At 63.6% G+C, this 19672-nt stretch carries 15 protein-coding genes and 1 pseudogene; 2 read left to right on the top strand and 14 right to left on the bottom strand.

Annotation, left to right across the window (positions count from 1 at the left end; translation table 11 throughout):
• Positions 1-113 precede the first annotated feature (113 nt).
• From LB520_RS00690 to LB520_RS00645, 10 genes and pseudogenes are all read right to left on the bottom strand, one after another.
• Positions 114-1241, bottom strand: a complete 1128-nt coding sequence (locus LB520_RS00690; protein ID WP_095764795.1) for an ATP-dependent RecD-like DNA helicase — start codon at positions 1239-1241, stop codon at positions 114-116.
• Positions 1242-1411: 170 nt separating this feature from the next.
• Positions 1412-2290, bottom strand: a pseudogene (gene fusA, locus LB520_RS00685) (elongation factor G); the annotation flags it as partial.
• Positions 2291-2425: 135 nt separating this feature from the next.
• A complete protein-coding gene (locus tag LB520_RS00680) occupies positions 2426-2770 on the bottom strand; it encodes a nitrile hydratase accessory protein (RefSeq protein WP_224636053.1) in 345 nt (114 codons plus the stop codon).
• Complete coding sequence (gene nthB / locus LB520_RS00675; RefSeq protein ID WP_224636052.1) at positions 2757-3416, bottom strand: nitrile hydratase subunit beta; 660 nt, start codon at positions 3414-3416, stop codon at positions 2757-2759. Before nthB ends, LB520_RS00680 begins: the two co-directional genes overlap by 14 nt.
• Positions 3413-4030, bottom strand: coding sequence for a nitrile hydratase subunit alpha (gene nthA / locus LB520_RS00670; protein WP_224636051.1), 618 nt, complete (start codon positions 4028-4030; stop codon positions 3413-3415). The genes nthB and nthA overlap by 4 nt, the downstream gene beginning before the upstream one ends.
• Before the next feature lie 64 nt (positions 4031-4094).
• On the bottom strand, positions 4095-7247 hold the full coding sequence (locus LB520_RS00665) for an efflux RND transporter permease subunit (RefSeq protein WP_224636050.1): 3153 nt from the start codon (positions 7245-7247) through the stop codon (positions 4095-4097).
• Entirely contained in the window at positions 7244-8548 is a 1305-nt protein-coding gene (locus LB520_RS00660) for an efflux RND transporter periplasmic adaptor subunit (RefSeq protein WP_224636048.1), read from the bottom strand. Before LB520_RS00660 ends, LB520_RS00665 begins: the two co-directional genes overlap by 4 nt.
• A 356-nt stretch (positions 8549-8904) precedes the next feature.
• Positions 8905-9501: a LysE family translocator gene (locus LB520_RS00655; RefSeq protein ID WP_224545426.1), complete on the bottom strand. Its 597-nt coding sequence runs from the start codon at positions 9499-9501 to the stop codon at positions 8905-8907.
• 106 nt (positions 9502-9607) lie between these two features.
• Complete coding sequence (ilvN, locus tag LB520_RS00650) at positions 9608-10183, bottom strand: acetolactate synthase small subunit (RefSeq protein ID WP_027169049.1); 576 nt, start codon at positions 10181-10183, stop codon at positions 9608-9610.
• A gap of 83 nt (positions 10184-10266) precedes the next feature.
• Positions 10267-12048, bottom strand: coding sequence for an acetolactate synthase 3 large subunit (locus LB520_RS00645; RefSeq protein WP_224636047.1), 1782 nt, complete (start codon positions 12046-12048; stop codon positions 10267-10269).
• A gap of 583 nt (positions 12049-12631) precedes the next feature.
• Between LB520_RS00645 and LB520_RS00640 the strand changes: the two genes are divergently transcribed.
• On the top strand, positions 12632-14440 hold the full coding sequence (locus LB520_RS00640) for an NAD(P)/FAD-dependent oxidoreductase (RefSeq protein WP_224636045.1): 1809 nt from the start codon (positions 12632-12634) through the stop codon (positions 14438-14440).
• 52 nt (positions 14441-14492) lie between these two features.
• On the opposite strand, the gene LB520_RS00635 is transcribed toward LB520_RS00640, so the two are convergent.
• The 3 genes from LB520_RS00635 to LB520_RS00625 all read right to left on the bottom strand — a co-directional run bounded on the left by LB520_RS00635 (position 14493) and on the right by LB520_RS00625 (position 18110).
• A complete protein-coding gene (locus LB520_RS00635) occupies positions 14493-15653 on the bottom strand; it encodes a PcfJ domain-containing protein (protein WP_140839852.1) in 1161 nt (386 codons plus the stop codon).
• Between the two features lie 718 nt (positions 15654-16371).
• Complete coding sequence (locus tag LB520_RS00630) at positions 16372-16962, bottom strand: HD domain-containing protein (protein ID WP_140839850.1); 591 nt, start codon at positions 16960-16962, stop codon at positions 16372-16374.
• Positions 16959-18110, bottom strand: coding sequence for a gamma-butyrobetaine dioxygenase (locus tag LB520_RS00625; protein ID WP_140839848.1), 1152 nt, complete (start codon positions 18108-18110; stop codon positions 16959-16961). The genes LB520_RS00630 and LB520_RS00625 overlap by 4 nt, the downstream gene beginning before the upstream one ends.
• A 110-nt stretch (positions 18111-18220) precedes the next feature.
• Between LB520_RS00625 and LB520_RS00620 the strand changes: the two genes are divergently transcribed.
• Positions 18221-19105 carry a LysR family transcriptional regulator gene (locus tag LB520_RS00620; RefSeq protein WP_140839846.1) on the top strand — a complete coding sequence of 295 codons (885 nt, stop codon included), beginning with the start codon at positions 18221-18223 and terminating at the stop codon, positions 19103-19105.
• Here the strand turns inward: LB520_RS00620 and LB520_RS00615 are convergent.
• Positions 19097-19636 (bottom strand): GNAT family N-acetyltransferase, encoded by a 540-nt coding sequence (locus tag LB520_RS00615; RefSeq protein ID WP_224636044.1) that lies wholly within the window; start codon positions 19634-19636, stop codon positions 19097-19099. The genes LB520_RS00620 and LB520_RS00615 overlap by 9 nt on opposite strands.
• Between the last annotated feature and the right edge of the window lie 36 nt (positions 19637-19672).

Below are 19672 nucleotides of genomic sequence, written 5' to 3'. Positions count from 1 at the left end.
TTATGAGAGCTTCGGCCGGCGAAGGCCGGAGCGGAGCGTGCTTGACGTATGTGAGCACCGGAAGCGCAGGAAGCCGCCATTTGCAGGCCGGCCTCACCTGAATCCCAACAACCCTAGCGCACGACCGTCAGCCGCTCGGCGGCGCGGGTGATGGCGGTGTAGAGCCAGCGCTGCCTGGTCTCCTTGAACGCCCAGCTCTCGTCGAACAGCACCACGTCGTTCCACTGCGAGCCCTGCGCCTTGTGCACGGTCAGCGCATAGCCGTAATCGAAATCGTCGAAGCGCTTCTTCTGCTGCCAGGGGATCTCGGCATCCGGATCCTCGAATGCCGCCTTGAGCAGCTTGATCTTGGCGACGCCGCGGTCGGGGTCGTCCTCTTCCGGCGAGACCAAAAGGTTGATGCCGGGCTTCACCGTCTCGCGCGACGAGGTCATCACCTTCCACAGCGAACCGTTGAGCAGCCCCTTGGCCGGGTCGTTGCGCAGGCAGACCAGCTTGTCGCCGGCTTGCGGGAAGTCGGCGTTGAACCCCTTCAGCTCGCGCAGCCTTTGATTGTAGCGCCGGCGCGTGCGGTTGGTGCCGACCAGCACCTGATCGGCCTTGAGAACCAGCTCCTGGTTGACTGCTTCCCTGCCGATCACCTGCGCCGTGCCGTAGTCGCCATGCATGAATTCGCGGCCCTCGCGCACGTCGAGCGCCAGCCGGATGATCGGATTGTCGCGCGCCTGGCGATGGATCTCGGTCAACAGAACGTCCGGCTCATGCTCGGTGAAGAAGCCGCCGCCCGAGATCGGCGGCAGCTGCGCCGGGTCGCCGAGCACCAGGATCGGCGTGCCGAAACTTTGCAGGTCGCGACCGAGCTGCTCGTCGACCATCGAGCATTCGTCGATGACGACAAGCTTGGCGCGCGAAATCGGGCTTTGCCGGTTGAGCGAGAAGGTCGGCGACATCGAGGTCTTGCCGGTCACCTCGTCCTCAACCGATTCCTCGCCCTTCGGCCTATAGATCAGCGAATGGATGGTGCGGGCGTTGGTCGCCCCCTTCGAGCGCAGCACCTGCGCCGCCTTGCCGGTGAAGGCGGCGAACTGCACCTGGCCGTCGACATGCTCGGCGAAATAGCGCGCCAGCGTCGTCTTGCCGGTGCCGGCATAGCCGAACAGCCGAAAGACCTGCGGCCGGCCCTCCTTGAGCCAGCGCCCGACCGCTTTCAGAGCCTCATCCTGCTGGGGAGAAAATTCCATCAGTGCGACAGACCGGATTCGCTGACGAAAGACAAGATTGGCCGCCATATCGACCGTTGTCGGCTGCGGGCGCAAACGCCTCCGACAACTCAGGCTATCAGCCACAAATAGGAACGTAAAGAGAACAAAAAGCCAATGCCGTGGGCGCAACCCAGTCCAGCGAGTGCAAGTCAGCCGTAGGCAGCCACTGCCGGGGGCGGGGGTGGATCACGGTCAGCCGTCGGAACGGGCGCGTAGTGGTCGAACTGCATCGTGTAGGTCGCATGGTCCCGGCTCATCGAGCGCAGGTTGTCGAAGTACTTGAACATGGTGGCCAGCGGCACCATCGCGTTGACGACGATGGCCTCGCCGCGGCCTATCCGACTCTTGACCAGACCGCGGCGGCCGTGCAGGTCGCCGATAATGCTGATGACGTAGATTTCCGGCGTCACCACCTCGATCTTCATGATCGGTTCGAGCAATTGTACACCAAGCTTGGGTGCGGCTTCACGGAAACAGGCGCGGCCGGCGATCTCGAATGCGAGCGCCGAAGAGTCGGTATGATGGTAGGCGCCGTCCATCAGTGTCGCCTTTACGCCGATCATCGGGAAGCCCGCAAACGGGCCGGACGTCATGACGCTGCCGATGCCCTTCTCGACACCCGGGATGTATTCCTTCGGAACCGCGCCACCGACGATCTTCGATTCGAACTCGAACTCGATGCCTTCCGGGTTTGGTTCGAACAATATCTTGACGCGAGCAAACTGACCCGTACCGCCAGTCTGCTTCTTGTGCGTGTAGTCCTGCTCCTGCTTGCGGGTGATCGTCTCGCGATAAGCCACCTGCGGCGCGCCGACATTGACCTGGACCTTGAACTCGCGGCGGATGCGATCGACGATGATGTCGAGGTGAAGCTCGCCTGTGACGAAAATTATGGTCTGGCCACTTTCCGCGTCGGTCTTGACGCGGAAGGACGGATCCTCATCGGCCAGTGTCGACAGGGCGACACGTAACTTCTCCTCATCGGCTCTCGACTTCGCCTCGATCGCGATTTGCAGCAAAGGCCATGGGGCGCCGGATATTTTCATCATGATTGCATGGTCGCAGGCAGCCTTAATATTTGCAACCGAGTGCCCATACGAACCCGAACTGGGGTAACGGAAATATAAACTGACCTTTTTGGTCCGGCAGCAAATAGTTTGCCGTCAGGACCCTGGATCGTTCTCCAGCAGGATCGGCTTGCCGTGTGGCGTCGCATGCGCGGCGCGTTCCCAGGCGGCGGCGAGTTCATCCACCTCGCCCTTGCGGGCGACACCCTTCCTGGATAAAAGCTTCTCCAGCGCCGCCAGCCAATGCTCGTAATAATCGTGACCGTCCGTTGCCGCGCCTGGCTGCTTCACCTCGGCGGATAAGGCCTCCGCCCATTCGCTCCACGAAAACAGGCCCTTGCCGTGCAGCGCAACGGTCAGGGCGAAGGCTTCGGCCTGCCACGGCTCGGCAAAGATCGGCTCGCCGAAACCAGCCGGCAACGCACCTTCATGCCGGCTCAAGATAGCTCTCCCAGGCGTCGATCGAGACGCTGAGCGTCGGATCGGCGCCCTCGCCCCAGATCTCGGCCCCGTCGAACACCACGGTGTAGACCCATTGCGGGTTCTCGCCCTTGCCGTGCGCATTGCTGTCGGGGAAGACGAAGCCGTCGCGCACCGCCTCGATCCTGCCGTTCTTGCCGCGCGCATAACGCGGCAGGCGCGTATGGCCGGTCGGGTTGAAATTCTTCGTCCGCACGCGATCGCCCGCGCGGAAACGCGCCGGCGCGGCGACCGGCCGGTTGCACGGCCCGCCCTTAGCGAGCACTGCGGGTACATCCGACGCCTTCAGCACTCTTTTCGGCACCGTGGCCGCATCCACGGCCTTGCCGGCGGCAAGGTCGCGCTCGGTGATGAAGCCGTGGCGTTTCAGGAGCGTTTCCAGCGCCTTGATCCAGATCTGGTAGTAGCTCGATGAGTAATAGTCGGCGGGATGCAGCGATTCCCGCGCATGCCGGCTCTCGTCGATATTCCAGGCGCCCATGCCGCCGGCGGTGAGCGTCACGCCCAGCGCCCGCCGCTCCCACGCCGCGTGGAAATAGGGCTCGTCCTTCTCGGGCGCGACCGGCCCGAAACCCATTTGACCGCCGAGATCCTGCGGTCCGTTCATGCCGGTTCCCCTTCCGGCTCTTTGGCAAGCGCGGTGCCGATCATCGCATCGCGGCTGACCAGTCCGGCGAGCTGCTCTTCGCTCCAACCCTCGGTCCCCTTGGGACGCATCGGCACCACCAGGTAGCGAAGCTCTGCCGTCGAATCCCAGACGCGGATTTTCTTCTCCGCCGGCAGTATCAGTCCGAACTCCTCCAGCACCCCGCGCGGATCGATGACCGCCCGCGAGCGGTAAGGCGGCGCCTTGTACCAGACCGGCGGCAGGCCGAGCACCGACCACGGATAGCAGGAGCAGAGCGTGCAGACGACAAGATTGTGCGTCTCCTCGGTGTTGAACACGGCCTGGATGTGCTCGCCCTGCCGGCCGGTGTAGCCCAGCGACGCGATCGCCGCGGTCGCGTCGCGCTTGAGCCATCCGGCATAGTCAGGATCGTTCCAGGCCTTCGCCACCACCCGCGCGCCGTTGCGCGGGCCGATCTTCGTTTCATAGGTGTCGACGATGACGTCGATGGCCGCAGGGTCGATCAGGCCCTTTTGGGTCAGGATCGTCTCCAGCGCGCGCACGCGCGCCGCGAACGGATCGAGCTCGTTGTCGTGGTCATGATCATGGGACATGGTCACAGACTAGGATCGGCTGCGGCCGGCCGCAAGCGCCACGGCTTGGGCCAGTCGGAGCGATCTACTCGGCTGCCGTCTTCTGCGGCTCGGGTTCGCCGTCGAACAGCGAGGCTTGCTCGCCGCTTTCCACCACATGCAGCGCCGGCCGGCTCTTCTTCGACGAGAAGCTGAGCAGCCAGCCCGAGAAATTCTCGAAATAGACGTAGATCACCGGCGTGACGAACAGCGTCAGCGCCTGCGAGGCGAGCAGGCCGCCGACCACGGCAACGCCGAGCGGCTGGCGCAATTCGGCGCTGGCGCCGGTGCCGAGCGCTATCGGGAACGTGCCCATCAACGCCGCAAGCGTCGTCATCATGATCGGCCGGAAGCGCATCAGGCAGGCTTTGTGGATGGAGTCCCTCGCCGACATGCCCTGCCGCCTGAGCTCCAGCGCGACGTCGACCATCATGATGCCGTTCTTCTTGACGATGCCGATCAGCATCAGGATGCCGATCACCGCGATCACCGACAGATCCATGCCGGCGAAGCGCAGCGCCACCACGGCGCCCAGCACCGCCGACGGCAGGCCGGTGAGGATGGTGAGCGGGTGGATGAAGCTCTCATAGAGCATGCCAAGCACGATATAGATCGTCAGGATCGCGCCGCCGATCAGCAGCCCCTGATTGGCAAGCGAATCCTGGAAGGTCTTGGCCGTGCCGGCAAAGCTCGTCGAGATCTCCTTCGGCATGCCGATCTGTTCCTTGAGCTGGTCGATGCGGGTCACCGTGTCGCCGAGCGATACGCCTTGCGGCAGGTTGTAGGAGATCGTCACCGCCGGAAGCTGACCGAGCTGATTGATCGTCAGCGCGCCGGCCGTGCGGTCGACATGGGCGAAGGCGCCGAGAGGCACCAGGCTGCCGCTCGCCGTCCGCATCTGGATGGCGAGCATCCGCTCGGGCGACCATTCGATCTTGGGATCAAGCTCGGTGATGACCTCATAGCTGTCGGCCGAACCGAAGATCGTCGAAACCTGGTCGGTGCCGAAGCCGCCATAGAGGGCGGAACGCAGCGTGTCGGTGTCGATGCCGAGTTGGGCGGCCTTGTCGCGGTCGATTACCAGCGAGGCCTGCAATGCGTTGTTTTGCAGGTCGCTGGTGACGTCGGTGAATTTCGTATGGTCCGCGGCCATCGCGTCGTTCAGCTTCTGCGCCCAGATGTCGGTCTGGCCGGTGTCGAGCCCCTGCACCACGAGCTGATAGGCGCTGGCCGACGACCGCGAGCCGAGCCGCAGGTTCTGCACGGGCTGCATATAGGTCTCGATGCCCGCCACGCCGGCCAGCTGGCGTCTCAGATCCGAAAGCACCTTCTCGATATTGGGCCGCTGATCCTTGCCCTTGAGCTGGACGAAGAGCTGGCCCTGGTTGAGCGCGTTGTTGCCGCTGCCCGCCGACCAGGCCACATGGTCGACATAGGGCGACTTCGAAAACACGCTGGCCACCTGCCCTTGCAGCTTCGCCATGGCGTCGAACGAGATGTCCTGGCGCGCGATCGTGGTCACCGATATCTGGCCGATATCCTCCTGCGGAAAGAAGCCCTTCGGGGAGACCTGGATCACCCACACCGACGCCGCGGCGGTCGCGATGAAGACGAGGAACACCAGGAAAGTGTTTCGCAGGCAGAAGCCCAAGATCCGGTCATAGCCGCGCGTGATGAGGTCCGGCTTATGACCGGGGGCGTGCTTTTCGCGATCGGCCTTGGTCACCGACAACAGACGCGAGCAGAGCATCGGCGTCAGCGTCAGCGACACGAACATCGAGGCCAGGATGGCGACGGTCACCACGACGGCGAATTCGTTGAAGATGCGGCCGATGACGCCGCCCATCAGAAGCACCGGAATGAACACCGCCACCAGCGAAATCGAGATCGAGATGATGGTAAAGCCGATTTCGCGCGCCCCCTTCAACGAAGCGTCGAAGGCGGACAGCCCGTCCTCTTCCATATGGCGGAAGATGTTTTCCAGCATGACGATGGCGTCGTCGACGACAAGGCCGACGGCCAAAGTCAATCCCATCAGCGAGATGTTGTCGATCGAGAAGCCGAACAGGAACATAGCGCCAAGCGTGGCGATCAGCGAGATCGGCACCGCCACCGCCGGGATGATCGTCGCCGTCACTCGCCGCAGGAATACGAAGATCACCAGCACCACCAACGCGATGGTCAAGAGCAGCGTGAACTGAACGTCGTCGACGGCCTGGCGGATCGATGTCGAGCGGTCGTTGAGCAGCTTGATCTGGGCGGCGCCTGGCATCTGGTCCTGGAAGGACGGCAGCATCGCCTTGACCTTGTCGACGACGTCGACGGTATTGGCGTCGGGCTGGCGCTGCACGGCCATGATGATCGCGCGCGTGCCGTCATACCAGCTCGCCGTCGTCGTGGTCTGCACGGAATCGACGACGCGCGTCACGTCGCCCAGCCGCACCGGGCGGCCGTTCTTGGTGGCGATGATGAGGTTGGAGAAGGCTGCGGCGTCGGTAAGCTGCGTGTTGGCAGTGATCGTCAGCTGCTGCTTGTTGTTCTGCAGCACGCCGAGCGGAGTGTTGCTGTTGGCCGAGGTGATGGCGGCCTGCAGCTGATCGATCGAGATGCCGCGCGCGGCCAGCGCGGTCGGATCGATCTGGATGCGCACGGCGTATTTCTGCTGGCCGAAGATCGAGACCTGGGCCACGCCGTCGATGGTCGACAGCGACGGTGACATGACGTTTTCCGCGAAGGCGTCGAGGTCGGTCAGCGGGACCGTGTCGCTGACCAGCGACATCAGGAGGATCGGCGCGTCGGCCGGATTGACCTTGCGATAGCTTGGCGGCGAGGTCATTTCCGGCGGCAGCGATCTTTGCGTGCGCGCGATCGCCGCCTGGACGTCCGCGGCCGCGGCATCGATGTCGCGGTTGAGCACGAACTGGATGGCGATCGAGGTCTGGCCGAGCGAATTGGTGGTCGAGATCGAATCGATGCCGGCGATCGTCGCGAATTGCTTGATCAGCGGCGTCGCCACCGATGTCGCCATCGTCTCCGGCGAAGCACCGGGAAGGCTGGCCGAAACGTTGACCACCGGGAATTCGGCGCTGGGCAGCGCCGCCACCGGCAGGAACTTGTAGGCAAAAATACCGCCCAGAATGAGGGCGAACGACATCAGAAGGGTGGCGACAGGCTTGCGGATGCAGAATTCGGAGATCATTGGCTCGCCCCGCCGGCCTTGTCGGCCTCCGCGACCTTGGGCGATGCCTGTTCACCGGATCCCGCGGCGGCTTTGCCTTCATGCACCGCCGCGCCGTTTTTCAACCGTGTCTGGCCTTCGACGACGACCTTCTCGCCGCTCTTGAGCCCGTCGCTGATGGCGCTGTTTTGGCCTTCCGTCAGCGCCACCTGCACCGGCCGCATCTCGACGGTGTTGTCCGGCTTGACGACATAGACGAACGGCCCCTTCTGGCTGGGCTGCACCGCGACCGTCGGAACGGAGGTCATCTGCGGCATCATGCCGGCCTCGAGCACCACGTTCACATATTGCCCAGGCCACAGCGAAAGATCCGGATTCGGTATGCTCGCCCGCGTGGCGATGGTGCCGGAGGCCGTATCGACGCTGGAATCGACGAAATCGAGTGTGCCCTTGCCGATCGGCGTGGGATCACCGGTCTTGGTCAGCGTCACGTCGCCTTGCTGTGGATCGGAGAGCGCCTTGTGCAACAGGGCAAGGTTGCTCTCGGGCAGCGTGAAGTTCACCTGCAGCGGATCCATCTGCGTGATGGTGACCAGCGGCGTCGAGCTGCTCGAGTTGCCGTTGCTGGTGGTGACGAGATCGCCGACCGACACGTTGACCGCGCCGAGCCGGCCCGAGATCGGCGCCGTAATCGTTGCATAGCTCAACTGCACGGTGTCGGCATCTATGGTCGCCTTGTCGGCGTCGATGGTGGCGGCAGCGGCCTTCTGCGCCGCCAGCGCCTGATCGTAGGTCTGCTGCGTGCCGGCCTGCTTGGCGACGAGGTCCTTGGCGCGCTGCAGATCGGCCTGGGCGCTTACCAGCATCGCCTGGTCCTTGGCGAGCTGCGCCTGATCCTTGGCGAGCTGCGCCTTCAGCGCGCGGTCATCGAGCGAAATGAGCAGATCGCCGGCCTTGACCATCTGCCCGTCCCTGACCGCGATCGACACGATCTGGCTGGAAACACGGGCATTGATATTGACCACCTCCGGTGACGAGACGAAGCCGATGGCATAGCGGCGGATCGGAAAATCGGCTGTCGTCGCGGTGGCGGAGACGATCGAGGCCGAACGCGGACCACCGCCTTTCGCATTGTCGCCTTTCGCATTGTCCGGGGCACCGGCCGCCTTATCGCCGCTCGCCGTCTTGTCCGTGGCGGCCACGCTGGCCTGCTTGCCCGAAATCAGCTGCTGGACCTTGGCCGACGTCGTGGGCGAAAGATAGAGCCCGGCGCCCGCCAGACCGGCGACCGCAACAACTGCAAAGGCGATTTTTCCGCGCATCGACAATAAGCCTTCTACCCGACACGCCGATCCCGGTGGTCCATTCTAGCTCGCTTCACGGCCTCGTGCCGCGATTTTCGTGGAGTAGATAGGACAAGGCTTTGGCCGAAAAGGGCCAAAACGGGGCATTACGAAGATTTAATGTGCACTGCACAATGGCTAGGCAGCCGGCAAACGAACCCAACTAACGCCTCTGCGACCAGTCCGAAAACTGTCAGATGTGTTGAGATTCAGGTCAGGCCGAGTCGAAAACGATAGTTTTCGAGAACCGGAGCGGAGCGTACTTTTCCTACGTGAGCACCGGAAGCGCAGAAAGCCAGCGTTTGCAGGCCGGCCTCACCTGAATATCGGCATATCTAACGGAGCATCGGCCATAGCGTCGCCGCCAGCAGCACGCCCATCGCGATGTTGAACCATTTCAGCCGCACCGGATCCGACAGGAAGCCGCGCAGCGCCGTGCCGAAGCCGGCCCATACCGAAACGCTGGGCAGGTTGACGATGGTGAAGGCGATCGAGATGAGCGCCACCGAGACGAACGGGTGATCGGCATTGGTGTAGACGGCCATCGCGGTGATCGCCATCACCCATGCCTTGGGATTGACCCACTGGAATGCGGCGGCGTCGATGAAGCGCATCGGCCGGCCCTGCGCCCCTTTTCCGTCGCTTATCGAGCGCGACATGGCGATCTTCCAGGCGAGGTAGAGCAGGTAGGCGGCGCCGGCGATCTTCAGCGCCGTATGCAGCGCCGGCACCGCCGTCAGCACCGCGCCGAGCCCGAAGCCGACGGCCAGCAACAGGACCAGGAAGCCGATGCTGATGCCCAGCATATGCGGAACCGTCCTGGCGATGCCGAAATTGACGCCGGAAGCGAGCAGCATGAGGTTGTTCGGCCCCGGCGTGATCGAAGTCACGAAGGCATAGACCAACAGGGCAAGGAATGCGTCGAGCGACATGTTATCCTCCCGGATATGTCAGCCTTACTGTCCTTTTAGCAAATGCGCAAAAGCCAGAAACGGGCAACCGCCGGGCCAAAGTTTTGAAACAGGACGGTCGTCCTGTTCACATTCCCTGCGGACCGCGGTTCATCGCGGCGACGCCGGTGCGGCAGATCTCGACCAGGCCGAGTGGCTTCATGATGGCGATGAACTGGTCGAGCTTGGAGCCCTTGCCGGTGATCTCGAAGATGAAATGCTCGGTGTTGGCGTCGATGACCGAGGCGCGGAAAGCATCCGCGAGCCTCAGCGCCTCGACCCGGGCGTCGCCGGTGCCGGCGACCTTCACCAACGCGAGCTCGCGTTCCAGCGGCCGCTCCTGCCCAAGCTCATGCGAGCGCACGGTCAGGTCGACCACCCGGTGCACCGGCACGATGCGCTCGAGCTGATGCTTGATCTGCTCCATCACATGCGGCGTGCCGCGCGTCACGATGGTGATGCGCGACAGATGTTTCTCATGCTCGGTCTCGGAAACGGTAAGGCTTTCGATGTTGTAGCCACGACCGGAAAACAGGCCGATGACGCGGGCAAGCACGCCCGGCTCGTTGTCGACCAGCACTGAAAGCGTGTGCGTTTCCGGCTTTTCGGTTTCCTTGGCGATAAAATAGGCGGAGCCGGTCGGTTGAAGGTGCTGTGCGTTCATAAGGTGAATCTCGATTTCAAACTTTTGAGCTAATTCTCTGTTTGCGCACGGCTTTCTCGCGACAGCCCCGCCTTGATGGCCGCCTACACCAATTCCCTGCCCTTGGCGTCGATGGCGTTGGCCACCGCCTCGTCGGTCGCCTCGTCAGGTAGCAGCATCTCGTTATGCGCCTTGCCCGACGGGATCATCGGGAAGCAGTTGGCCAAGGTCGCCACGCGGCAGTCGAACAGCACCGGCTTCTTCACCGTGATCATCTCGCGGATCGCGTCGTCGAGCTCGTCCGGCTTGTCGCAGCGAATGCCGTGACCGCCATAGGCTTCCGCCAGCTTGACGAAATCCGGCATCGCCTCGGTGTAGGAATGCGACAGCCGGTTGCCGTGCAGCAGCTGCTGCCATTGGCGCACCATGCCCATATACTGGTTGTTGAGGATGAATATCTTGATCGGCGCCTCGTATTGCACCGCCGAGCTCATCTCCTGCATGGTCATCTGCACCGAAGCGTCGCCGGCAATGTCGATGACCAGCGCGTCGGGATGCGCGATCTGCACGCCGAGCGCGGCCGGCAGGCCATAGCCCATGGTGCCGAGGCCGCCCGACGTCATCCAGCGGTTCGGCTTGTCGAAATGATAGTGCTGCGCCGCCCACATCTGGTGCTGGCCGACCTCGGTGGTGATGTAGGTGTCCTTATCTTTGGTCAGTTCGTAGAGCCGCTGGATCGCGTATTGCGGCATGATGACGTCGTTGTTCATCTTGTAGGCGAGCGAATCCCGCGCCCGCCATTTCGCGATCTGCTCCCACCAGGGATAGAGCGCCTTCTTGTCGACCTTGGCGGTCGCCCGCCACAGCCGCACCATATCTTCGAGCACCCTGCCGACATCGCCGATGATCGGCACCTCTGTATGAACGTTTTTATTGATCGACGATGGGTCGATATCGATGTGGATCTTCTTCGAGTTCGGCGAGAAGGCGTTGAGCCGGCCGGTGATGCGGTCGTCGAAGCGCGCGCCGATGCAGACCATCACGTCGCAATCATGCATGGCCATATTGGCTTCGTAGGTACCGTGCATGCCGAGCATGCCGACCCAGTTCTTGCCGGAGGCCGGATAGGCGCCGAGGCCCATCAGCGTCGAGGTGATCGGAAAACCGGTGAGATCGACCAGCTCGCGCAGCAGATGGCTGGCTTCCGGACCGGAATTGATGACGCCGCCGCCCGAATAGATGATCGGCCTCTTCGCGCCGGCCATCAGCTCGACCGCGGCCTTCACCTTTTCCAGGTCACCCTGGACCTTCGGCTGATAGCTGGTGCGCGGCGCCGTTTGCGGCGGCACGTAGGTGCCCTTGGCGAACTGCACGTCCTTCGGAATATCGACCACGACCGGGCCGGGTCGGCCGGTCGTCGCGACATGGAACGCCTCATGGATGGTGGCGGCGAGCTCGTTGACGTCCTTCACCAGCCAGTTGTGCTTGGTGCAGGGTCGCGTGATGCCAACCGTGTCGCATTCCTGGAAGGCGTCGGAGCCGATCAGCGAGGTCGGCACCTGGCCGGTGAGGCAGACCAGTGGGATCGAATCCATCAGCGCGTCCTGCAGCGGCGTCACCGCATTGGTGGCCCCGGGACCGGACGTCACCAAAAGCACGCCGGCCTTGCCGGTCGAGCGCGCATAGCCTTCGGCCGCGTGGCCGGCGCCCTGCTCGTGCCGCACCAGAATGTGCTCGACCTCGTCCTGCTGGAAAATCTCGTCGTAGATCGGAAGCACGGCGCCGCCCGGATAGCCGAAGACATGCTTGACGCCGTTGTCCTTCAGCGCCTGCACCACCATCTCCGCGCCCGTCATTTCGCGCCGCTCGTTCTGTCCGTTGCTCATCGGTCTGGTCCCGTAATGTTCGCCGCCTGGCGATTTGCTGGTCGTTTAGTCGTGTTCAAGGCAATAAAAAAGGCCCCCGAGGGAGCCTGTGTGATGCGCATGGGAGGTTTTCGCCCGGCGGTTACACCGCCTTGCCCACGCGCCAGCCTACGAGAATGAGTGCCGTTTTCATGGGCGCGGACAATAAGGGCCAAAACGCGGGCTCGTCAATGGGGTCCAGCGCGAATTCACTCGCCTGTGAGAGACGGCGCCTGCGCACAACCACCCACAGCTACCATAGTACAGTTGAGCGTCGCTCTCCGACGCACCACTATACGCGGGCAAAAGACGTGCGAGGAGGACGCATGGCTGGCGAGCACATACGCGAGATCGAGCAGGTCCTGTCCGGCGTGCGATCGTCTCGCGACGATGTCATAGTTCAATCCTGGCTGCGCTGCATCGATACCCGTCGACCCGACCCGGCACGGCCGATCCAAGCCCATATCGTCCTAACAGATTGATTTCATTGCAATCGCTCATGAGCATCGCGGTTGGCAGGCTGCTTACTGCTCATGCCGGACTCTAGCAAAGTGGAGGAGAACAAATGCTCGAGAGAACACCCACCACCAAGGCGCAAGCGCTGCTCGACAAGTTCGGCAAGGCGCTGGAAGCCGGCGACATCGACAGCGCCGTCAACTGCTTCCAGGCCGATTGCTACTGGCGCGACCTCGTCACCTTCACCTGGAATCTGAAGACGATGGAGGGCCAGGACCAGATCCGCGACATGCTGCAGGCGACGCTGGCCAGCACCAAGCCGGCCGGATGGGCGGTGGCCAAGGGCGAGGAAGCGAGCGAAGACGGCGGCGTCATCACCGCCTGGATCACCTTCGAGACGAGCGTGGCGCGCGGCTTTGGCCTCGTGCGGTTCAAGGGCGACCTGATCTGGACCCTGCTCACCACCATGGCGGAGCTGAAAGGCCATGAGGAGAAGGCCGGCTTCACGCGTCCTCTCGGCGCCAAGCACGGCCACGGCAAGGGCCGCAAGACGTGGCGTGAGGAGCGCGACGACGAGATCGCCGAGCTCGGCCACACCAAGCAACCCTATGTCGTGATCATCGGCGGAGGCCAGGGCGGTATCGCGCTCGGCGCCCGGCTGAAACAGCTCGGCGTGCCTACCATCATCGTCGAGAAGAACGAGCGTCCGGGCGACTCTTGGCGCAAGCGCTACAAGTCGCTCTGCCTGCACGACCCGGTCTGGTACGATCACCTGCCCTATATCGACTTCCCGAAGAACTGGCCGGTCTTCGCGCCCAAGGACAAGATCGGCGACTGGCTGGAAATGTACACCAAGGTGATGGAGCTGAACTATTGGTCTTCCACCACCGCCAAATCCGCCAAATACGACGAGAAGGCCAAGGAATGGACGATCGTCGTCGAGCGCGGCGGCAAGGAGATCGTGCTCAAGCCGAAGCAACTGGTGCTGGCGACCGGCATGTCGGGCAAGGCGAACTGGCCGAAATACAAAGGCCAGGACATCTTCAAGGGCGAGCAACAGCACTCCTCGACCCATCCCGGACCGGACAAATACCGCGGAAAGAAGGTGGTGGTCATCGGCTCCAACAACTCGGCCCACGACATCTGCGCGGCGCTGTGGGAAGGCGGCGCCGACGTGACCATGGTGCAGCGCTCGTCGACCCACATCGTCAAGTCGGACACGCTGATGGATATCGGGCTTGGCGCGCTCTACTCCGAGCAGGCGGTGGAGAGCGGCATGACGACGGGCAAGGCCGACATGATCTTCGCTTCATTGCCCTACCGCATCTTGCATGAGTTCCAGATCCCGCTTTACCGGCAGATGAAGGAACGCGACGCGAAATTCTACGACGACCTGGAAAGGACCGGCTTCATGCTCGACTGGGGCGACGACGGCTCGGGCCTGTTCATGAAATATCTGCGCCGCGGCTCCGGCTACTACATTGACGTCGGCGCCTGCGACCTCGTCATCGACGGCTCGATCAAGCTGAAGAGCGGACCGGGCGCCGCGGTGCAGGAACTCACCGAAACCGGCGTCAAGTTCGTTGACGGCACCGAATTGCCGGCTGACTTGGTGATCTATGCCACCGGCTACGGCTCGATGAACGGCTGGGCCGCCGACCTCATCTCGCAAGAGGTGGCGGACAAGGTCGGCAAGGTCTGGGGCCTCGGCTCCGCCACCACCAAGGATCCGGGTCCCTGGGAGGGCGAGCAGCGCAACATGTGGAAGCCGACGCAGCAGGAAGCGCTCTGGTTCCACGGCGGCAACCTGCACCAGTCGCGCCACTATTCGCAGTATCTGTCGCTGCAGCTCAAAGCCAGGCAGGTCGGCCTGCCGACGCCCGTCTATGGGCTGCAGGAGGTGTACCACAAGGCATAGTTGCTGTTGTGCAAAAGACCCGCGCGGCGTCTCCGTCACGCGGGTCTTCAGTTTAGGCCCTGAGCATCACACCTCTTGCCTTGGCCCAGCGCTCGATGATCTTGCGCTCCTCCGGCAAGGCCAGGCGGTTGCCGAAACCGCGCACCTGGACCGCGCGGTTCTGCGGATCGACCTCAATCGTCAGGAGTCGCTCGATCTTGCCTAGGGCCGTACGCCGCAGCACCCAGATCGAGGCGTTTCCAGCGATGCATTTGGCCGCGTATGTCGACACGCAGTGATGCATCGCGCGGCTCTCGGCGACCAGATCCTCAGCCGTCTTCAACTGCCGAACGAAGAAGCGCTCGCCGCGCACCTTCGCCTCCTTGGCCGAGGGTTGCCATTCCCAGTCCTCGAGGCGCGACCCGTCCCAGGCACCGCGCTCGGCCTGCGTTCCAGCGCCTCGTTGGGGACGTCCAGCGGCGCGCCGGCGCATGGCCTCGATGCGCTCGATCGCGGCGATGTCGCGATGCCAGTCCAACATCTGGCGGCGCAGCGATGGGAGCGTGCGCCCCTTCAGGCTGTAGGCCGTATCACGCTGATGCATGGCGCCGATGTAATCGCACAGATCGTCGATCTCCTCCTTCGAAGCGGGATGTCCGCAGAAGAAGCGCACCACCTCGCGCCAGAAGGCCAGTTCGCGGCGCGGCGTGCGCGCGATCTTCGTTCGCGCAAGCCGGGCCGCCAACCCCTTGTCATCCGTGTAGGACCGGGCGATCGCCAGCCAGAATGCCTCGGCGAAGCCGACGTCGCCGGACGCGTTGAGGAAGCAATGCACCTCCTTGCGCGACAGCCATGCGTTGGCGCCGGCCTTGTAGAGCGAATCGCCACGCGCGACCGTCACATACCAGCTCTTGCGGAGCGCAATCTCGTCGGCGTCCAGGCCCGTGCTGTCCAGCCAGACACTCTCTAGCGCGGCGGAAACCGGATAACGCGCATAGAGATAGCGTGCCGCAGCCAGCCGCAGGCGCGCACGGTCGCGCGTCTTCAGCTTCGGACACCACAGCGCGCCGTCGCGGATCGCCACGCCGGCAAAGCCCGAGCGTGCATCGTCCAGTGCCCGCTCGAAATCCGGAACGGGACGCGTGGCGGCGAAAACCTGCCGCAGCCTTGCATCATAAGCTTCGATACGTTCGCGCTCGGCGTCTTGCCTGCGCTGGAGCATGGACCTTGCCATGACCGTTCTTCCCTGTTGGAACCCTGTCAGCCGCGCGCATTTCCAGCGTCGGCACGGATCGTGACGATCTGGATTGCGGGATCATTGACAGGTCTCCTCTCGGGAATGACGGGTTATAGATGGCGGGCTCTCTAGGCTCGACACAAACATGACGCAAGCGCCATTCTCTTAATGTTTACAACAGCCTGCTTAAGTGTTGCAAAGGCGCATCTGAGTTCTTCGGACGGCCGTCAGCGTTCGCGGAAAGCGCTCGCTCGCCGTCGTTGTGCTCCGCGCGTATCAACCGCGCAGAGAATATAACTGCCCGCCGCAGGTCGCGGACGGCGCTCGCATCATCAGGAAGTTTGATATCCGCGGTAGCGGCTCAACTGGTCCGTCCGCCGCGAAGGCGCGAAATGCCTGAACAATATCTCATCGTCGCCTCCATCAAAAAGCGTTGTCGGTACCGGCACGGCCCGTTGAAAACGAACTGGCCACATGCAGGGCGCGGCTAATACCTCCGTTTGCCCACGACAGCAAGGAGCCCGCTAAGCTCGGCATCGTCGGGTTCCAATGAGGCCTGGCCATTCCGCCCCTTGGGCCTGGAAGCAATTGGATCCGGCGCGCGAGCACTTGCGGCCGGCAGGAGGCCGCGGCAGCCGTCCGGCAGGTATGCAACCAGCGCGCTTTCGCCATCGAAGCAAAAACACATGGCCGCCTCCTTCCCGGTTATGTTCGGCTAGGCCGCGTTTTCAGCCGCGAACTTCTTCACCACCCGCTCGAGCAACGGCACGTAGTCGCGAAAGGCCCGCGTCTTCATGTCGGCGATTTTGCCGCCTTCGTCCCAGATGCGCACGCGCACCGCTTCGTCGTGGAAGGGATTGCTGCGGAACTCAGCCACCTCCTCCGCGTTCATCGGCCCGCCCTGCAGCGACAGCGTATGCACCGAAGCTGGCGACAGCTTGCCGAAATAGGTCGGATCGGTGGCGCAGAGATAGCGCTTGGCCGAGACATGCAGCCTGACGCATTCGACGATGACCGGCGGGAAGAAGGGCGCCAGCACCTCACCGCCCGCCTCGTCATGGTGCTTGTCCTCGACGTCGTCGGGCGAATAGGTGCCGAACTCGCTGGTGTAGTGGCCGATGTCGTGCAGCAGCGCCGCCGCTACAAGCTCCTCCGGCGCGCCGTCCTGCTCGGCCAGCCACGCGCCCTGCAGCATATGCTCCGACATGGTGACCGGCTCGCCGAGATAGGATTCGGCGCCGCGGCGCTCGAAAATATCGGCGATGAATTCGACGATGTTGCCTGCGTTCAATTCGTTGGGCTTCATTCCGCCGCCTCCTTGCAACCATGCTCGATCGCCGCAAGCGTCGACAGCAGGCCGTCCTTGTCGGCGTAGCAGCCCTGCAGCCAGCGCTTGCCGCTGCCGGAAAACGCCTTGCGCGCATGCATGACGCGGGTGTTGTCGACGATGAAGGATTGTCCCGCCTCGAGCTTGAACGTCACCTCGAAAGCAGGATCCTCGATCAGCTCGGCAAACCGGCGGTAGGCCGCATAGTATTTCTCCATCGCGGCGAAGGGCACGTCGACCGCCGGCGCCAGCGAGCGGTTGTTGAAGCGGATGCAGATGAGCTCCCCATCGGGCCCGAGCTCGATCATCGGCCGCTTGGACTGGAGCCGCACGCCCGACGAGCCGGCATATTCGAAACGCGCCGGATAGGAAGAGAGCAGCCGGAAGCCGTCCGGGTTTTCCGACTGAAGTGCGGCAGCCACCGCGAACCCGTCGATGACGCTGGACTCGCCGCCTTCGACCGTGTTCTCGATGCAGGCGAGGATCTGCAGCGTCGGCACCGGATCGCGATAGGGATTGTCGGTATGCGCCTGCAGGCCGAGATTGGTGTAGGCCAGATTGTTCGGATTGACCTCGGCCCGCACCTCGAACCAGCGCCCGTAATTGGTCTCCCTGATATAGCCGAACAGGTCCGCCACCTTGCACAGCGCGCCGGATTCGGCAGGCAGGCCATCCATCACGGCAAAGCCGAAGCTGCGGACCGCGGCCAGCCAATGCCGCAGCACATCGCTGTCGCGGCTGGCCTCCGCATAGGTCGCGCGCGGCACGGAATTCTGCATCGTGGCTTTCGTCCAGCGCTCTATGTCGCCTCCCGTCCAGCCGGGTTCGCGCGCCTGCTGGCGATCATAGGCATGACTGCGCAGCCAGCCGGCGGGAAAGCCGACGGTCTTGCCTTCAGGAGCGAATGTGACTTCGAGCAACTCGCCCTTGATCGTAGCCGCGCCGATCCGCGTCTCGGCCGGAATGTCGAGGATGGTGATCAGCCGCTGGCCGTTGCCGGCGCTGCGCGTCTTGTCGTCCAGCGCGTTGTCGCGCAGCCATATGGCATGGAAGCGGCTGCGCGCTCCGTCCTTCCAGCCAAGCTCGATGGTTCGTCCCTCGTCGCCCAGCGTCACTGTCATCAACATGCCCAATAGCTCCCATCCTATATCCGCGGCTGCGGGTGCGGATTGCATGGTGGCTTCATCAAAGGCATAATTCAAATTATCGTTTTTCGGGTGATGGCGCTAAATTTCTGATGGCTGGAAGAACTTTCGATGCGATACCTCCGCTCGACTGGCTGCGCAGTTTCGAGGCGGCCGCCCGCCTGTCGAACTTCACCGCCGCGGCCGCCGAGCTCGGACTCACGCAAGCCGCCGTCAGCCAGCACATCCGTTTTCTGGAGGAGCGGCTCAAAACGCGATTGTTCGCGCGTCTGGCGCGCGGCGTGGCTCTGTCGCCGGAAGGTGCGGCCTATCTCCCGCACATCCAGTCGGCATTCGCGACGATCGGCAACAGCACGAACGAGCTGTTCGAGCCGCGTGCGGTGCAGATCGTCAGCATCCGCGTCCCCATCTCTTTCGCGATGCTGGTGCTGGTCCCGGCTCTTCCGGACCTGGCAAAGGTGCTGCCGCAGATCCGGCTCGATCTGGTGACCATCCATCGGCCGGCCGACTACGACCAGCCGGGCTCGGCGCTCGACATACGTTTCGGCAACGGATCCTTTCCCGGGCGCGAGGCCGACCGGCTGACCGTCGAGCGGCTTGTCCCGGTCGCGGCTCCGCCGCTCGCCCAAGGTGGCGAGTGGACGTCGTTGCCGCTTCTCCTGGTGGCGGGCGCGCGCGAGATGTGGGCGGAATGGTTCGCCGCCGCGGGGCTTGCCGGCCATCCCCGGCGCTCGCACCGCTTCGACAGTTTCGTCGCCGCCATGGAAGCCGCGAAGGCCGGCGCCGGGGCGCTGCTTGGCTCGCGGCCGCTGATCGACGCGGCCCTCAAGGACAAGGTTCTCGTCAGGCTTTCGGATTTCGAGCTTTCGAGCCCGTCGGGCCATTTCCTGACGAGACCCTCATCGTCGCGGCTCTCCGGCGCCGAGCAGGATTTCCGCCGCTGGCTTCTGTCGCGCATCGCCAGGATTTCAGGATAGCGTGTCGGCCGCTGCTCCGATCCGTTTCCAGTAGATGAGGGTGCCGGTGAGCCCGCCGTGTGGCTTGAACGCGAAATCGGGGATCTCACCGGCCAAGGTGAAACCAAGTTTCTCATAAAGCCCGGCCGCGCCCTCTTCGCTGGCCGTGTCCAGCACCAGCAGCGTACGGCCTTTCTCGACGGCCAGTTTCTCCGCTGCCCGCATCAGGGCGGTCGCGATGCCTTTGCCGCGATAGTCGCGGCCGGTCATCAGCTTGGCGATCTCGGCGCGGTGCGGTTGGTTGGGCGGGAAGTCGAGCAACAGCGTGACGGTGCCGGCAAGCACCTCGCCCTGCCATAGGCCCAGCACCGCCCTTTCTCCGCGCGCCGCCGCGGCAAGCGACTTGCGCCAGAATTCCCGCGCGGCCTCCGCCGACAATGGATGCATGAAGCTCACCGATCCGCCGGCGGCGACCGTCGCGATCAACAGATCGGTGAGCATCGCGATGGTCGCCGCATCGTCGCTCAGCGCCCGGATTTCAAGGGAGTTCATGCTGGTGCTCTCCAGGTGATGATATGTCGTTGACGA

The sequence above is a fragment of the Mesorhizobium sp. CA12 genome, assembly GCF_020165255.1.
GTDB lineage: Bacteria > Pseudomonadota > Alphaproteobacteria > Rhizobiales > Rhizobiaceae > Mesorhizobium.
The sequence above is the reverse complement of the archived record's forward strand: the minus strand, read 5'-3'. Positions and strand labels throughout refer to the sequence as shown.